This window comes from Nocardia sp. NPDC004123 (assembly GCF_053603795.1).
In genome coordinates this window covers 53,357-68,802 of sequence record NZ_JBSGGG010000012.1, presented here as the reverse complement: position 1 = coordinate 68,802, position 15,446 = coordinate 53,357, and the positions used below count along the sequence as shown (strand labels likewise).

15 protein-coding genes are annotated in these 15,446 nt (G+C 68.5%); 5 read left to right on the top strand and 10 right to left on the bottom strand.

From position 1 onward, the window contains the following. Positions 1-31: 31 nt before the first annotated feature. Genes ACWEQQ_RS18795 through ACWEQQ_RS18775 form a run of 5 tightly spaced genes read right to left on the bottom strand, consistent with a single transcriptional unit; the run spans position 32 to position 4,605 of the window. The gene (locus tag ACWEQQ_RS18795) at positions 32-331 is read right to left on the bottom strand and encodes a muconolactone Delta-isomerase family protein (RefSeq protein WP_354838102.1); all 300 of its coding nucleotides are present in this window, start codon (positions 329-331) and stop codon (positions 32-34) included. A 30-nt stretch (positions 332-361) separates the two neighbouring features. Further along, positions 362-1,480, bottom strand: coding sequence for an LLM class flavin-dependent oxidoreductase (locus ACWEQQ_RS18790; RefSeq protein WP_452349066.1), 1,119 nt, complete (start codon positions 1,478-1,480; stop codon positions 362-364). Further along, positions 1,477-2,502: an MsnO8 family LLM class oxidoreductase gene (locus tag ACWEQQ_RS18785; RefSeq protein ID WP_452349065.1), complete on the bottom strand. Its 1,026-nt coding sequence runs from the start codon at positions 2,500-2,502 to the stop codon at positions 1,477-1,479. The genes ACWEQQ_RS18790 and ACWEQQ_RS18785 overlap by 4 nt, the downstream gene beginning before the upstream one ends. Next, on the bottom strand, positions 2,499-3,542 hold the full coding sequence (locus ACWEQQ_RS18780; RefSeq protein ID WP_452349064.1) for a phosphotransferase family protein: 1,044 nt from the start codon (positions 3,540-3,542) through the stop codon (positions 2,499-2,501). The genes ACWEQQ_RS18785 and ACWEQQ_RS18780 overlap by 4 nt, the downstream gene beginning before the upstream one ends. Continuing rightward, positions 3,511-4,605 (bottom strand): methyltransferase, encoded by a 1,095-nt coding sequence (locus ACWEQQ_RS18775; RefSeq protein ID WP_452349063.1) that lies wholly within the window; start codon positions 4,603-4,605, stop codon positions 3,511-3,513. The genes ACWEQQ_RS18780 and ACWEQQ_RS18775 overlap by 32 nt, the downstream gene beginning before the upstream one ends. A 162-nt stretch (positions 4,606-4,767) precedes the next feature. Between ACWEQQ_RS18775 and ACWEQQ_RS18770 the strand changes: the two genes are divergently transcribed. Continuing rightward, entirely contained in the window at positions 4,768-5,622 is an 855-nt protein-coding gene (locus ACWEQQ_RS18770; RefSeq protein WP_452349062.1) for an NmrA family NAD(P)-binding protein, read from the top strand. Positions 5,623-5,642: 20 nt separating this feature from the next. On the opposite strand, the gene ACWEQQ_RS18765 is transcribed toward ACWEQQ_RS18770, so the two are convergent. Beyond that, the gene (locus ACWEQQ_RS18765) at positions 5,643-7,175 is read right to left on the bottom strand and encodes an MFS transporter (protein ID WP_452349061.1); all 1,533 of its coding nucleotides are present in this window, start codon (positions 7,173-7,175) and stop codon (positions 5,643-5,645) included. Positions 7,176-7,375: 200 nt separating this feature from the next. Here ACWEQQ_RS18765 and ACWEQQ_RS18760 point away from each other — a divergent pair, with 200 nt between their 5' ends. The 4 genes from ACWEQQ_RS18760 (at position 7,376) to ACWEQQ_RS18745 (ending at position 10,351) form a co-directional block, all read left to right on the top strand. Further along, a complete protein-coding gene (locus ACWEQQ_RS18760; protein ID WP_452349060.1) occupies positions 7,376-7,711 on the top strand; it encodes an antibiotic biosynthesis monooxygenase family protein in 336 nt (111 codons plus the stop codon). Next, positions 7,708-8,610 (top strand): MBL fold metallo-hydrolase, encoded by a 903-nt coding sequence (locus ACWEQQ_RS18755; protein ID WP_452349059.1) that lies wholly within the window; start codon positions 7,708-7,710, stop codon positions 8,608-8,610. Before ACWEQQ_RS18760 ends, ACWEQQ_RS18755 begins: the two co-directional genes overlap by 4 nt. Positions 8,611-8,783: 173 nt before the next feature. Beyond that, positions 8,784-9,446, top strand: a complete 663-nt coding sequence (locus ACWEQQ_RS18750) for a TetR/AcrR family transcriptional regulator (RefSeq protein WP_452339588.1) — start codon at positions 8,784-8,786, stop codon at positions 9,444-9,446. A 47-nt stretch (positions 9,447-9,493) separates the two neighbouring features. Next, entirely contained in the window at positions 9,494-10,351 is an 858-nt protein-coding gene (locus ACWEQQ_RS18745; protein WP_379400007.1) for an AfsR/SARP family transcriptional regulator, read from the top strand. Here the strand turns inward: ACWEQQ_RS18745 and ACWEQQ_RS18740 are convergent. The 4 genes from ACWEQQ_RS18740 to ACWEQQ_RS18725 are packed head-to-tail and all read right to left on the bottom strand — an operon-like array spanning position 10,291 to position 15,353. Beyond that, on the bottom strand, positions 10,291-11,976 hold the full coding sequence (locus ACWEQQ_RS18740) for a dipeptide ABC transporter ATP-binding protein (RefSeq protein ID WP_452349058.1): 1,686 nt from the start codon (positions 11,974-11,976) through the stop codon (positions 10,291-10,293). The genes ACWEQQ_RS18745 and ACWEQQ_RS18740 overlap by 61 nt on opposite strands. After that, complete coding sequence (locus tag ACWEQQ_RS18735) at positions 11,954-12,781, bottom strand: ABC transporter permease (protein WP_452349057.1); 828 nt, start codon at positions 12,779-12,781, stop codon at positions 11,954-11,956. Before ACWEQQ_RS18735 ends, ACWEQQ_RS18740 begins: the two co-directional genes overlap by 23 nt. Continuing rightward, positions 12,778-13,740: an ABC transporter permease gene (locus ACWEQQ_RS18730; RefSeq protein ID WP_452349056.1), complete on the bottom strand. Its 963-nt coding sequence runs from the start codon at positions 13,738-13,740 to the stop codon at positions 12,778-12,780. The genes ACWEQQ_RS18735 and ACWEQQ_RS18730 overlap by 4 nt, the downstream gene beginning before the upstream one ends. Continuing rightward, positions 13,728-15,353 carry an ABC transporter substrate-binding protein gene (locus ACWEQQ_RS18725; protein ID WP_452349055.1) on the bottom strand — a complete coding sequence of 542 codons (1,626 nt, stop codon included), beginning with the start codon at positions 15,351-15,353 and terminating at the stop codon, positions 13,728-13,730. Before ACWEQQ_RS18725 ends, ACWEQQ_RS18730 begins: the two co-directional genes overlap by 13 nt. Positions 15,354-15,446: the final 93 nt, after the last annotated feature.

Genomic DNA, 15,446 nt, shown 5'->3' with positions numbered 1-15,446 from the left:
CCGATCGGTGACCACCCCGCTTTCGCATGTCCTAGTCCCGCGTGGCGAATTCGTCGACATCGAACCCACCCGGGTCCGACAGCGGGAAGACCTCGAACTCCAGGTGCGAGGACAGCGGGTTGCCGTACAGCGCGTCGGTGAGTTCCTCGTGGCTGGCCACCTCGTAGACATTCAGCCCGCCGGACTGTCCGGCAATGATCCAGCTGTGCTTGATGATGCCACGCTTCACGAGATCGACGTGGTGTGCGAATCCCTCCGGCAGCCGGTGCCGGAATTCGTCGGCGCTGATGCCGATGGGGTGCTGCTTGGTGAAGACGGCGAAGAGCGCCATGCTCGAAACTCCTTCTGATGCGGGTGTTTTCTATCGGCCCGGCGCGACAGCCGCCGCCGCGACGCCGGGAGCTGTGCCGTCGAGCGCGACGGGCGTCGAGAAGTGCGGCAGCACGTCCTCGGCGAAGAGTTGCACCGAGCGCCGCACGACGGCCTCGGGCGCGGTGCTGGGCGGCGTCTGCAGGCTGATCGTCACGTCGCCGAACGCCTCTCTGATACGAGCGATCTGATCGACGACCTGGGCCGGCGTCCCGACTATGGTCTTGTCGGCGGCGAGCTGGGCGGCGAAGGTCCCGCCCGCGACCCGGTCGACGATCTTCTCGTACCCCGCGTACTGGGTGCTGCGGGCGGTCGACCAGCCGGAGACGGCCCGGGCCAGCGCACGGTGGTTGGTGTTCGCGAACTGCTCGCCGAGGCTGCGCGCCTCGTCCGCGTCGTCGGCAAGAAACGAGCTGTAACTCAGATGCACTTCGGCTGTGGCGGGGTCGAATCCGGCGGCTTCCCGGGCCACCCGATACCTGGCGATGATGTCCTGCACCTTCTCCCGCGGATTGATCGACGGCACCAGCAGCAGTCCGTACCCGGCCGCACCGGCCCGCTCGGCGGACTCCGGGGTGATCGCCGTGGCCACCAGGATGCGCGGGTGCGGACTCTGAAACGGACGCGGCTGCAGCGTCACCGGCCCGAACGAGTGGAAGCCGTTGTCGATGGTCACGTCGGATCCCGTCCACAGCTCGACGATCGCCGCCACGGTGGCGTCGAACCGTGGCCGCGAATCATCCAGGGACAGTTGGAAGGCCGCGAACTCGTCCGGCAGGAATCCACGTGCGACACCGACATCGAGCCGCCCGTGGCTGATGTTGTCCAGCACCGCCAGCCGCGCTGCGAGTTTGATCGGATGATCGAACGCGGGCACCACGGCGCCGGTGATCAGCCGGATCCGCTCCGTCCGGGCGGCGACGGCGGTCAGGAAGGTGGTGGGATCCGGGCTGTAGCCCCCGTATTCGAAGAAGTAGTGCTCGACGGTCTTGACGTGGTGGTAGCCGAGCTCTTCGGCATAGAGCGCGATCGAGAGCGCGTGATCGTAATAGTCGACCGGCGCCTGGTCGCGCGGGCCGACGGTGGGAAAGAGGTTGATGCCGAACTTCATCGCGTCACGTCCTGGAGTGAAGAGGTGGCGGCCGGCAGCGCGAACTCGGCGGCCAGGAGTTCATAACTGCGCACCCGCGCCTGATGGTCGTGCACCGTGGTGACGACGATGATCTCCTCGACGCCGAGACTCGAGGCGAGCGAACGGATTCGGTCACCGACCCGGTCGGGCGTGCCCCAGAAGTACCGGGGCCATTCGAAGTTCTCGTTTTCGAGGATGTCGCCGTAACGGGCCAGCTCCGCCAACGCGGTGTCCGGCTCCGGAATCGGCCGGACATCGTTGCGGAACAACCGATTACGCACCGCGCGTTGGGCCGAGTACAGTCGCGCGGCCTCGGCCTCGGTATCGGCGACCACCGCCGTGATGGCGACGATCGGCGACCGCCCGGGCACGAGCCGGTGGTACGCCTCGATGGACTCCCGGGTCGCCCCCGGATTGATGAAATGCGCGAACGCGTAGTCGATGTCGGCCCGGCCTGCCGACACGGCGCTCCCGGGGCTGCTGCCCAGCAGCCAGATATCCGGTGCGGGCGCGTCGAGCGGGACCGCGACCGGGGCGCGGCGCGCCCCGTCGACGGCCGGGGAGCCGGCCAGATGCGCGCGCAGCTGTTCGACCTTCGCGTCGATCGACGGTCCGCGTCCGGCCTCGGGCACCGGTCGCAGTGCGAGGGTCTCGACCTCGTCGGCGCCCGTGGACCGTCCGATGCCGAGGTCGATGCGGCCCGGATGCAGGGCCGTCAGCGTCCGGAACGTCTCGGCCACCTTGAACGGGCTGTAGTGCGTGAGCAGCACCCCGCCCGATCCGACCCGCAGCGTCGAGGTCGCCGAGGCGATCGCGGTCACCAGGATCTCGGGCGCCGAGATGGCGTGCGAGTACATGGCATGGTGTTCGGCGACCCAGTATCGGGTGTAGCCGAAGCGTTCGGCGTGGCGGGCGAGGTCGAGAGAATTGGCCAGGGCCTGCGACTGGGGCGTGCCCTCGGGAACCGGAGCCTGGTCGAGGATGGACAATCTGATGGTCATAGCGCCTCCAGGGTTTCGTCGAGCAGGGCTACCGCATTGCGGTGCAAGGGAAATGGCGTATCCGAGGGCAGTCCGGTGCGCTCCGCGCGGCGCGTCACCGCCGCGGTGATGAGCGCGAATTTGAATCCGGCCAGCACCTCGTAGAAGGTCAGATTCCGCAGGGTCCGGCCGGACAGCGCGGCGTATGCCTCGACGGTTCGGTCCCGGTCGGGCAGCCCGTACAGTCGCTGTGCGCCGATCCCCCGGCTCAGGTGCCGGTCCAGGTACAGAAACCAGGCGAGATCGCTCTCGGGCTCGCCGTATCCGGTCATCTCCCAGTCGACGAGGGCGGCGACCTCGGTATCGCGGTAGATGATGTTGCCGAGCCTGGCGTCACCCCACAGCAGCACGTACGGCGACCGGTGGACCGGAATATTGCCCGCCAGCCACCGCGCGGCCCGCCGGATCACCGGATCGTCCGCGCAGCGATAGAAGTCCAGCGCATCGCTCCAATACCGAACCTGCGCAGCGGGACCCGCAGGACCCAGATCGGGCAGATCGGCGGTGTCCGCCGTGATCGAATGCAGTCGTTCGAGCGCGGTCAGGGCCGCCCACCAGACCGCCGTGCGTTCGCTGGGCACCAGATCGGCGACCCAGCCCGACCAGTGGTAGGACGGAAAGTCCGGCGGGACCCGGCCGTCGACGAACTCCATCAGGAAGAACGGCGCGCCCAGCACGGTGGCATCGGGTTCGACGGCCAGCACCTCGGGCACGGGCACATCGCTGTGGCGGCGAACCGCCCGCAGCGCATCGGCCTGCGCCACAATCGATTCGGTGGGATAGATCCGCTCTCCGGTGGCGCCGACCCGGATGATCGAACGGTGAGTGCCGCCCGCGATATCGCGCGCGGTCACCTGAATGGTCTCCGCCGAGAAACCGTTGCGCGGCAGCGAGATATCGACGCTGTCCGGATCGATGTCGTACCCGGTCGAGGTGCGGGACAGCCAGCCCAGCACCAGATCCCGGGTGCTATTGCGCGATCGCTGCAGTGGCACCGCCATGATGTGGCCTTTCGCCGGTGATGAGCGTGGATGTCGGACCGAGCGGAGCCGCGGCGATATCGACGAATCCCGCCGCGCGCAGCCAGGTTTCGGCCTCCGCGACGGTGTACTCGCTGCCGCCGGAGGACCAGACCAGCATGTTCAGACTGGCGAGCAGGGCCGGTGGGGTGGGGCTGACCGGATCGAGCACCGGGTCGTAGATGGCGATGGTGCCGCCCTCCGGCAGCGCCGCGTAGGCGGCGGCGATGAGCTGCTGCCGACGGTGGACGGGCCAGTTGTGCAGGACGTGCCCGAAAATCAGCACATCGGCGCTGGGCAGCGGATCGGTGAAGAAGTCGCCGGGCCGGAAGACGATCCGGTCGGTCAACTCCAGTTCGGTGATGTGGGCGTCGAATTCGGGCTCGACCTCGGGCAGGTCGAAGACCTGTGCCGTGAGGTGTGGGTGGGCTCGCACCACTTCCGCGGCGATATTTCCGCGCGCGCCGCCGATATCGGCGAAGGTGGTGCGCTGCGACCAGTCCAGCCGGGACAGCGCCGCGCCGATGGGGGCGTTGAGCACATCCATCGCCTCGAAGAAGGCGCGACGATCGTCGGCGTCGGTGAACAGGGCGCCGTATGGATCACCGTCCGCCGCATCGGAATTGGCCGGTTTCCCGGATTTCAGGCTGGCGGCGAGCCCGGTCCAGGCCGGATGCAGGGTCTTGTCGAGGAAACGCAGGAATCCACCGAGATAGTGGGGACGGCCGCGCACCAGATAACGGTGCGCGTCGGGGCTGTTCGCGTAGCGACCGTGATCGGTGATGAGCAGTCCGGTGGCGGCGACGGCATCGAGGAAATCGCGCGACCATTCGGGTTGAATTCCGGTGATCGCGGCGATTTCGACTGCCGGAAGCTCTTTGTCGGCCAGTGCGGTGAACAGGTCGAGCTCCACCGCGGCCAGCACCACCTGGGCGCGGCGGGCCCCGGAGACCAGGCCGAGAATATGTGCGGGCGATCCACCGGAATCGGTGTTGTCGAGGTTCTCACCGGGAGCGGGGATCAGCGGTGTGGAGACGTGACTCATCGAGTTCTCCTGAGGTTTGGCGTCGGAATCGACCGTAGAAAGCGCTGCTGCACGGCTCCTGGAGGATCTCTGGAGCGTGGATCCGGCATTCGGCCGTGCGCCCGAATTGCCGGATACGCTCCCGCCGTCGCAGTGAATCGCGTTGCAAGGGAGATGATTCGAATGATTCTCGCGGTCGGAGCCACCGGTATCGTCGGCACCGCGACGGTACGGGAATTGTCGCGGCGGGGCGCGAAGGTTCGCGCCCTGACCAGGGATCCGGGCCGGACCGCCCCGGTGGCGGGCGTGGAATTCGTGGCCGGGGACCTCGATGTTCCTCGCACACTGGTTCCGCTACTGGAGGGCGTGGATTCGGTCTTCATCGCGACCTCCGGCCATCTGAAGGCGAGGCAGGACGCCACCGTCGTCGCGGCCGCCGCGGCGGCGGGCGTGCGGCGGGTGGTCACGGTCTCGTCGCTGGCAGTGGACGAGAATCCGGACGGCGCGCTCGGCGGCTGGCATGCCGCGGGCGAGCGAGTGGCCGTCGAGTCCGGAATTCCGTCGATCGTGTTGCGGCCGAACGGGTTCTATTCCAATACATTCGCGTGGATCCCTTCGATTCTCGGCACCGGCGTGGCCGAGGTGGCGCTGCCCGATCTGCCCGCGGCCCACCTCGATCCCCGCGATATCGGGCGGGTGGCAGCCCGGGCGCTGTCCGCGGAGACCGACCCCGCCGGCGCACCGGTGCTGCGGCTCAGCGGTCCGCGGGCGGTGAGCCCGCGTGAGCAGGTGGCCGTCCTCGCCGAGGTGCTCGGCCGGCCGATCGCCGTGCGGGAGATCTCGATCGACCAGGAGCGGGAGCGGCTGGCCCGCCGGGTGCCCGCGGCGGTCGCGGACGCGGTCACCGCCGCCCGTGCCGCCGCGGGCCCGGTCCGGGGCCGGATCTTCGATGACGTCGAAATACTCACCGGGACACCGCCGATCAGCTATGAGAAGTTCGTGCGCGACCACCGGGCGAGGTTCCTCGGCGACTCGTGAGGACCCTCGCCCGGCGCCGGTCACGGGCGGGCGGAACTGCTTTCGGTGGTCTCCAGCGCGGTATCGGACTCAGGTGCGTCGATCTCCGGCTCCGCCGGGGTCGCCGCCGCCGGTGCGGGCGGCGCGGCGGTCCGCAGCCCGAAGGTGAACACCAGCGCCACCACCGCGAAGACCGCGCCGACACCGAACGCGGCGTGATAGCCGGACAGCAGTTCAGCGTGCGACGGCGGGTGGCCACCGCTGCCGGAACCGGTCCGGGAGGCAGCGATGGTGGCCAGCACCGCCAGCCCGATGGCTCCACCGAATTGCCTGGTGGTGTTGATGATTCCGGAGGCCACGCCGGCCTCGGCGGGCGCCACACCGCCGGTGGCGGCAATGACCAACGGCACCATCACCAGGCCCGCACCGAGGGTGATCAGGACCTGGGGGATCAGCACATGCAGCGCGAAGGAGCCGTGATCCGGGACGAACGCGAGCCAGATCAAGCCGAGCGCGCTCAACGCGGGCGCTCCGGTCAGCAGCGGGCGGACGCCCCCGAATCGCTTGACCAGCGGCGGACCCGAGTACGCGCCGATGGTCATCGCCACCGCGCCGGGCAGGAACGCGATGCCGGTGCGGAAGGCGTTGTAGCCCAGGATGTTCTGCATGTACAGCGACAGGAAGTAGAAGTGCGCGATCACCGCCGCGCCGATCCAGAACATGACGATATTGGCGAAGGCGACCGAACGGATCTTCAAGACGTACAACGGAATCAGCGGCGCGGCCGCGACCTTCGCCTCGTGCACGGTGAACCAGACCAGCAGCACGGCCGCACCCACAATCGGCCCCCAGGTCGAAGGTGCGGACCAGCCGTGGTTCTGGGAGTCGACCGCACCGAACACCAGCGCCACCAGCGCCGTGGTGACGAGCACCGCGCCGACCCCGTCGAGTCGCTTCCCCGCCGCGCCCCGACTCTCACCGAGCAATGGATAGGTCAGTGCCAGGGCCAGCGCACCGAGCGGGATATTGACGTAGAAGATCCACTGCCAGCTGGCGATATCGGTCAGTACGCCGCCGAGCACCGACCCCAGTGCAGCCCCGGCCCCCGAGATCGCACCCCAGGCCGCGGTGGCACGGGCCCGCGCCTTGCCCTCGGTGAAGGTGGTCGACAGGATCGCCAGGGTGGCGGGCGAGAGCAGCGCGCCGCCGAAACCCTGGATGACACGGGCGATCACCAGCCATTCCGACGACCTGGCCAGACCACCGGCCAGGCTGGCGAGGGTGAAAATGGTGAGGCCGATGAGGAACACCCGCCGGCGGCCGATCAGGTCGGCGACCCGGCCGCCGAGCAACAGGAAGCCGGCGAAGGTGATGGCGTAGCCGTTGACCACCCATTGCAGTCCGGCGTCGGAGAAGTCGAGCGAACCCTGGATGGCGGGTAGCGCGACATTGACGATCGAAAGGTCGAGGACGACGATCAGCTGCCCCAGGCAGAGCAGGCTCAGCACCGCCCAATCCGGCGGACGGGAAATCCGGGACCGTGTGGTGTCGAACGACGGAGACGGTGTGGACATGGATTGGGCTCCAATTTCCTTGGATACAAAGGTGATTCGAGTCCGATGGACTCATGGGTCCAATATCTGGACTCGTGAGTCCACCGTCAATCCGGCTCCAGCGAGACTCCAGCGAGACTCCAGCGGGACTCCAGTGGCGCTGCAGATCCCGCGCACATGCTGGAGACACGTGTTCGATCGATGAGAAGTGGGGACGATCGATGTCCGATCCAACGACCGACCCGGTAGCGCCCGGGCAGTCCGAGTACGTCTTCGTGAACGTCCTGCGCCTGGCCGGTCCGGCGGAGCGATTCGAATCGATCTATGCCGATGTCGCGGACTATTTCTCGCGGCAACCCGGTTTCCGGCATTACGAATTGCTCAAATCCGAGAGCGATCCGGACGTCTACATCAATATCGCTCGCTGGTCCGGCCGCGAGGCATTCCTGCGCGCGACCTCGAATCCGGAATTCCGCACCCGCACCCGGGTCGGTGAAGTGGCGGCCGGAGATCCGCAGCTGTGCCGGATCATTCGATCGGCCGGTCGGTCGGGGTGAGTGCACTCGACGAGGTCGCCGACGACGTCTTCGCCTATATCGAGCGCCCCGGCGGCTGGTGCGTGAGCAATGCCGCGCTCGTCCGCGCTGACGGCGAATCCGTTCTGGTGGATACGTTGGGCACCGAAAGCCGGGCCCGCGGTTTGTGTTCCGCGCTGACGCGGATGGGCGCGGGCTCGCCGGCGATGGTGATCAACACCCACTGGCACGGGGACCACACGGCGGGGAACGCGCTGTTCGCCCCGGCTCCGGTCGTCGCGCATCGACGGTGCCGGCCGGCGATGGCTCGCAACGGCTGGGCGGTGCGGGCCCTGTGGCCCGAGATCGATTGGGGGGACCTGCCTTTGGTACTGCCCGGTGTCGGGGTGGGTGATCGGACCGTCCTGCACGCCGGTGAGCGCGAGATCCACCTGCTCACCGGGGGTATCGGACACACCGACGCTGATCTGGCGGTATGGGTACCGCATGCGCGGGTCGTCATCGCGGGTGATCTCGTCATGCCCGGCACGACACCGTTCCTGCTGTCGGGTTCGGTGCGCGGCATGCTCGACTGGATGGATCGGCTGCGGGACCTCGCGCCCGAGACCATCATCGGCGGCCACGGCGAGGTCGCCGACCGTCACGTCCTCACCGAGACCCGTGACTATCTCGACTGGCTGCTCGCGGTGGCCCGGGACGCGATGCCGTCCGGCGCCACGCCACTCGAGGCGGCCCGCCAGGTCGATCCGGCGCGACTGGGCGACCATCCGTGGTCGTCGTGGAATGAACCGGAGCGATTGGTCGCTAATCTCCATTGTGCGTACGCCGAGATCGCGGACACCGTCGCGCCGATCCGTTCGGGACCGGTCCTGGCGGATATGGCGGCCTTCCTGGGGCATTCGATCCCGGCCTCCGCCTGACCTCGGCACGCCCACCCGCCGATTGCCGACCATGTCACCAATTCGACTGTGCCGTAACAGATTATGAAATACTGACGAAGCCTTCCGATCACGGCGAGCGGGACGATTCCGCACCCGGCGGACGCTGGCTAGCCTGTGGAATCGGATCGCATTTCGAATGAAGGAGTGTGCCCATGGTGTCAGCTTCGTCCCGGGCCGCAGTCGCGCTGGATTCACGCGCGGCGAGCAAGCGGTCGGTGATCGTGGATGCCGCCACGGACTCGTTCCTCGAATTCGGTTACGAGCGAACCAGTGTCGAGGCCATCGCCGAGCAGGCCGGCGTGTCCAAGCAGACGATCTACAACTACTTCGGCGACAAACGGACCCTGTTCCGGGTGGTACTCGCCGGGGTGCGGGCGGCGGCCGATACGGCCGACGAACTCGATCCGCGCCTGCTGCGGAATCCGGGCACCGTCTTCGAGGATCTGGTCACGGTGGGGCGTTTGTTCCTCGCGGTGACCCTGTCCGAACGGGTGTCCGCGGTACGGCGGCTGATCGTCGGTGAGGTGGCGCGGCATCCGGACCTGCATCAGGTCTGTGCCGATCAATCCGTGGCGCAGGGGCCGCGGATCGCCGGGTGGCTCGCCCATCGCTTCGAAGTGCTCGCCGCGGCGGGCATTCTGGAGACGACCGAACCGGCGGAGGTGGCGGGCCAGTTCTTCGCGCAGCTGTCCCACGACGGCCAGCAGGCCTCGGCCTTCGGCACCATCGCGCTCACGCCGGACCGGGCCGCAGAGATCTCGGCGCGCGCCGCACGACTGATTCTGCGCGCCTACGCGATCGAACGACCAGCGTGACCGGATTTCCGGCGCGCTGAAATCTTCATACAGCTCGGGAGCTACACATGATCAAATTCGGGGTATTGGGATCGCTGCAGTGCTGCATCGACGGTGTCGGCGCAGTCCCGAGCGCACCGAAGCAGCGCCAACTGCTCGCCCTGCTGTTGATGAACGCGAACCGGGTGATCTCGGCCGACTACTGCATCGAGGAACTGTGGGAGTCGGCGCCGCCGTCCTCGGCGGCCTCCACGCTCCAGACCTATGTCATGCAGTTGCGCAAATGCCTCGGCGAGCACAGCTCGAACCTGGATCGGGGCGAGTCCCGGCTGGAGACCCGCGAACGCGGCTACCTCCTGCACGTGGGCCCCGGGGAATTCGATGTCGACGTCTTCGAGGACAAGGTCCGGCTGGCGCGGCTGGCGCTCGCCGCCGAGGACGACGACAGCGCCGACAGCGCGCTGCGCGCGGCCCTGGCCGTGTGGCGCGGCCCGGTCTTCACCGACATCAAACCCGGTCCGGTGCTGACCATGTGGGCCACCAGCCTGAACGAGGTGCGGCTGTCGATCCTCGAACACCGCATCGAGGTGGATCTGCGGCTGGGCCGTCATCGCGAACTGATCGGTGAACTCAGCGGCATGGTGCAGCGCTCGCCGCTGCTGGAGAGCCTGCACGCGCACCTGATCATTGCGCTCTACCGCTCCGGTAGGCAGGCGCACGCACTGCAGGTGTACGAGCGGTTGCGGCACCGGCTGGCGGAGGAGCTGGGCTTGGAGCCCACCCCGGCGCTGCAGCAACTGCACCACAAGGTGCTGCGCAGCGCCCCGGAGCTGGCTCCGCCACCGAAAATTGTTGCCGCCTCGCGCTATTCGGCCGAGCTCATCGCGGGTCGACTGCGACCACAGGTGGATTCGCTCTGCGGCTGAAGCCGGACCGCGGCGAGCAGGGCCCGGGTGACGTCGTGCTGCGGAGTGTCGAAGACCTGGTCGACACTCCCCTGCTCCACGATCCGGCCCGCGGACATCACCGCCACGGAGTCGCTGAGGTGCCGCACGACCGCGAGATCGTGCGAAACGAACAGCATCGACAGTCCCCGTTGGGCTTTCAGATCCGCGAGCAGATCCAGGATCTGCGCCTGGATCGTGACGTCCAGGGCGGAGACCGGCTCGTCACAGATCAGGACGGTGGGATCGGAGGCCAGGGCGCGGGCGATGGCCACCCGCTGGCGCTGCCCGCCGGACATCTCGCCGGGCCGCCTCCGTTCGAAAGTGTGTGGCAGACCGACGGAATCGAGCAGGCTCAGAATTCGCTTGCGCCGATCGGCGGCGCTGCGCCCGCGCGCGGGCAGGGCCTCACCGATGATCCGGGTGACATCCCAGCGGGGATCGAACGAACTCGCCGGGTCCTGCCAGACGACGCCGACCTGCGGACGCCGGGCCCGGCGGGCCCGCTCCGGCAGGGCGCTCCAGGGTTGGCCGCCGAGGGTGACAGTGCCGGCGTCCGGTCGCAGCAGGCCGAGAACCAGTGCGGCGGTGGTGCTCTTGCCGGATCCGGATTCGCCGACCAGGCCCAGCGTGGTACCGACCGGCAGCTCGAAGCCGACCTCGGTGACGGCCGCCACCGACCGGCCGCGGGCCACGCGGAACGACTTGCACAACCCCGTCACGGACAGGGCGGGCTGGGCGGATTCGGTCCCGGCGTCGGCGAGGACCGCCGGTTCCGATCGCGCGACGGTCCGGCCATCCCCGGACAGCCGCCTTCCCCGTTTGCCGGGAGTCGGGACCGCCGCCAGCAGCCGGCGGGTGTAGGGGTGCTCGGGTGCGCCGAGAACCCGTGCGGCCGGGCCCTGTTCGACAATGCGGCCCTCGTGCATGACCGCGACCCGGTCGGCTATTCCGGCAACCACCGATAGGTCGTGGCTGACCAGCAGCAGGGCGGTGCCATCATCACGCAGGGCGGACAGTAGTTTCAGGATCCGCGCCTGTACGGTGGCGTCGAGGGCCGTCGTCGGCTCGTCGGCGATGATCACCTTCGGCCGGCCCGCGAGGGCGGATGCGATCAATACCCGCTGGCGCTGCCCGCCCGAAAGCTGGTGTGGGCGCATAGTTCTGCGCAGTTCCGGATCGTCGATGCCGGCTGATCGCAGCAACTCGTCGACCCGGCGGGCGCGGTCGGCCGCGGAGCGCGCGAGCCGGTGCGCGCGAAGCGTGTCGCCCACCTCGGCCGCGACCGGCCGCAACGGGTCGAGCGAGATCAGCGCGTCCTGCAGGATCAGCGCGATCTCCCGGCCGCGCACGGAACGCCACTCCCGCGCGGACAATTGATCCAGATCGATGTCCCCCAGGCGCAGGGACCGGGCGGCGACCGTCGAGCCCGGTCCGGTCAGGCCCAGCAGCGCGCGGGCGGTGACGCTCTTGCCGGACCCGGATTCCCCCACCAGCGCCAGGCATTCACCGGCCGCGAGCTCGAAACCGATGCCGCGCACCGCCGCTACCCGGTCACCGCCCCGGCCGAAGGAGACGTGCAGATCATCGACGTGCAGAACGGGCAAGGTCGCCCTCCCAACGTTGTTGCAGTGCCCGGCCGAGCACAGTGACGGTGACGACGGTGAGGGTGATGGCGGCTCCGGGCGGAACGGCCACCCACCACGACTTGGACAACAGTTCACGACCCGCCGCGAGCATCGAACCCCATTCGGGGGTGGGCTCTTTCGGGCCGAGCCCCAGGAAACTCAAGGCCGAACCGATCATGATCGAGCTGCCGACGCCGAGGGTCGCCAGCACGACGGTCGGGCGCAGCGAGTTCGGGACGATGTGGCGGGCAATCCGATATCCGGGCGAGCGACCCAGTGCGATCGACGCCCGGACGTAGTCGGCATTCCGCACCACCAGGGCCTGCGACCTGACCAGCCTGGCGTACGAGGCGGATTCGGCGATGGCGATCGCCGCGATCAGGCTGCCCGCCCCCTGTCCGAGCATCGCGATCACCAACAGCGTCAGCAGCACGCCCGGAAACGCCAGCACGATGTCCAGCCCCCGCGCGATGACGGTGTCGATGAGCCGGCCGCCGAGCGCGGCGCACAGCCCGATCAGCGTGCCGCCGAGCACGGCCAGCAGGGTCGCGGTGAGACCGACGAGGATCGAATAGCGGGCGCCGAAGACGATGCGCGCGAAGATGTCTCGTCCGAGCTGATCGGTGCCGAGGAAGTGGTGGCGGCCGGGCGTCGCCAGCGCCTGACCGAGATCGACCTCGATGGGCGATCGCGTCGCGATCCAGCCGGGCACGAGGACACAGGCCGCCAGCACGACGGCGACAAGGCCGGGCAGGAGCAGTCGCGCGTTACGCGTCACGGTCACCGGGCCACCCCCGAGGGCGTCGCCGAGCGCGGATCGATGACCCGATAGGCCAGGTCCACCACGGAATTGACGGCGATGAACAGCAGCGAGCCGAACATGACCAGCGCGATGACCACCGGAAAATCGTGAGTAGTGACCGCCGACAACAAGACTCGCCCCAGACCGGGGCGCGCGAACACCGTCTCGACCAGCACCGCGCCGCTGAGCAGACCGCCGACCAGCCAACCGCTGACCGTGACGGCGGACAGCAGCGTGTGCCGTAGGGCGTGATGGATTCGGATGTCCAGCTCACCCAACCCCCGGGCGCGGGCGCTGAGCACGAACGGGGATAGCATGACCGCGTCCACACCGTCCCGCATCACCTGGGCGAGCAGCGCGCCGATGGGCACGGCCAGGGTGGTCGCGGGCAGCACCAGGGCCGCCGGACCGGAACCGGTCGAGGGGAACAGATGCAGGCGGAACGAGAGGCCCGCCAGCAGCAGGGTGCCGGTCCAGAAGGTCGGCGTGGATACCGCGATCAGCTCCAGCGCATGGGCGATCGCCCGCGGCACGCGGCCTGCCCCCGAGGTCGCGACCACCGTGACCAGCGCACCCGCGACGCCGAGGATAATAGCCGCGGCGGCGAGTTGCAGTGTCGGAGTGAGCTGTTCGCCGATCACCTGCAGTACCGGCTGCTGTCGTTGGAAGGATTCGCCGAAATCACCGCGGGCCAGGCGGCCCAGATAGTGCAGGAACCGCTGCGGCAGCGGTTCGTCCAGGCCCATCTGCGCACGGACGGCGGCCAGGGTCGCCGGGGTCGCGGGCGCATTCCCGAGCATGGCGTAGGCCGGATCGCCGGGCACGAGTGTCATGGCGAGGAACGTCACGGTCGCGACCCCCGTGAGGATTCCGGCGATTCCGAGTACCCGGCGCAGGATCGCGCCGGCGACGGTCACCAGGACGGCCATCAGTTCAGCCACGCATCGTAGAAGACCGGGTACGACGCCGGGGCGGCGGCGATACCGTGCACCCGGGTCCGGGTCGCGACCTGGCTGGCGGGCACGAAGATCGGAACGAGCACCGCCTGATCGATGGCCCAGTGCTGGGCGGCGGCATAGTCCGCGCGCTGCGCGCCCGCGTCGAGCGTGCGCGCCGCATTGCCGACCCACGCGTCGACCTGCGGGTCGTCGACCCACGAAATATTCTGTCCCGCCATCGGTTTGGCGGTGGAGAGCAGGAAGTTGCGCATGATGTCCGGCGAGTTGGATGACCAGCTGGTGTCGAAGAGGTCGTAGTCGCCGCGCGCGACGAGCTGGAAGAGCTCACCGGTCTGGACATTGGTGCGGACGATCTCGATGCCGACCTTCTTGGCCGAGGCGACGATGGCCAGCCCGACCAGGCCCCGATAGTTGGATTCGTCCTGTGCCCTGGTGGTCGTCCAGGTCGCGCAAAGCCGGACGCCATCCTTGACCCGGTAGCCCTCGGCGTCGCGCTGGTTCCACCCGGCCTCATCGAGCAGCCGGTTGGCCTCGTCGATGCTGTAGTTCCACGAATTCTCCAGTGCCGCATCGTAGAACTGGGTGGCCGGGGTCAGGATGCTCCAGGACCGGCTGTAGACGCCGAAATAGATCGAGGACAGGATCGCGTCGACATCGGTCGATCGCTGCAACGCCCGGCGGACGCGTGGGTCCTGCCAGGGACCCCGCCGCGTATTGATGTAGACGCCGTAGCCGGTGCCCTGTGCGTCGTAGCGGGTGTACCGAAGCGAAGGATCCGCCTTCAGGTCGCTGACGTTCTGCGCGGGCACCGACAGCAGTCCGTCGATCTGGCCGCTGGTCAACGCCCCGATGCGGGTCGAGTTCTCCGGCACGAAACGGAACTCGACACCATCGAGGTGCGCGGGTCCCGCATGCGCCGAAGTCGCAGGGGCCCAGTCGTATCCGGCGAACTTGGCGAGGCTGACGCGCTGCTGCGCGGTATGCCCGGCAAAGGTGAACGGACCCGACCCGACCACGTGATCGCAGAGCTTGCCGGCGTTGTCGGCGAAGTTCTTCGGCGACTGGATACCCAGGGCGGTGGTGCTCGCCGACGCGAGGAACGGCTGGAAGGGCTCGGTGAACGCCACTTCGACGGTGTGCTCGTCGATCACGGTCGACCGGCTGTACGGTCCCAGCAACGTTGCCGCCCATTGGGATTTGGTGTTCGGATCGACGATCCGGTCGAAGTTCGCCTTGACCGCGGCGGCATCGAGCCGGGTGCCGTCATGGAACACCACATCGTCGCGCAGGGTGAAGACGTACCGCGTCAGGTCATCGCTGATCGTCCAGCTCTTCGCCAGCCAAGGGTGGAAGGTGTTGTCATTGCCCTGCGCCACCAGGGAATCCACCACACCGCGATCGATCAGGGCGGTGGCGTCGGCGGGACTCACCCCCGGGTCCAGGCAACTCGGCTCCGAGGGCAGCGCGAAACGCAGCGTGCCGCCGGCCACCGGCGGCCCGTCCGATCCCCCGCCATCCGTACCCGGGGAGCAGCCCGCGACCAACGCGGCAGCGGTCAACAGGGCGGCCAGCGGCCACACGGTTCTACCCATCATGGTTCGCAGTGTTGTCGCCGCCGATGCAGCCGCACTCCGGCGCCGCTGGAGGAACGCTGGAAGGCATCCGGCGCTTGCTGGACAGCGTTGCGC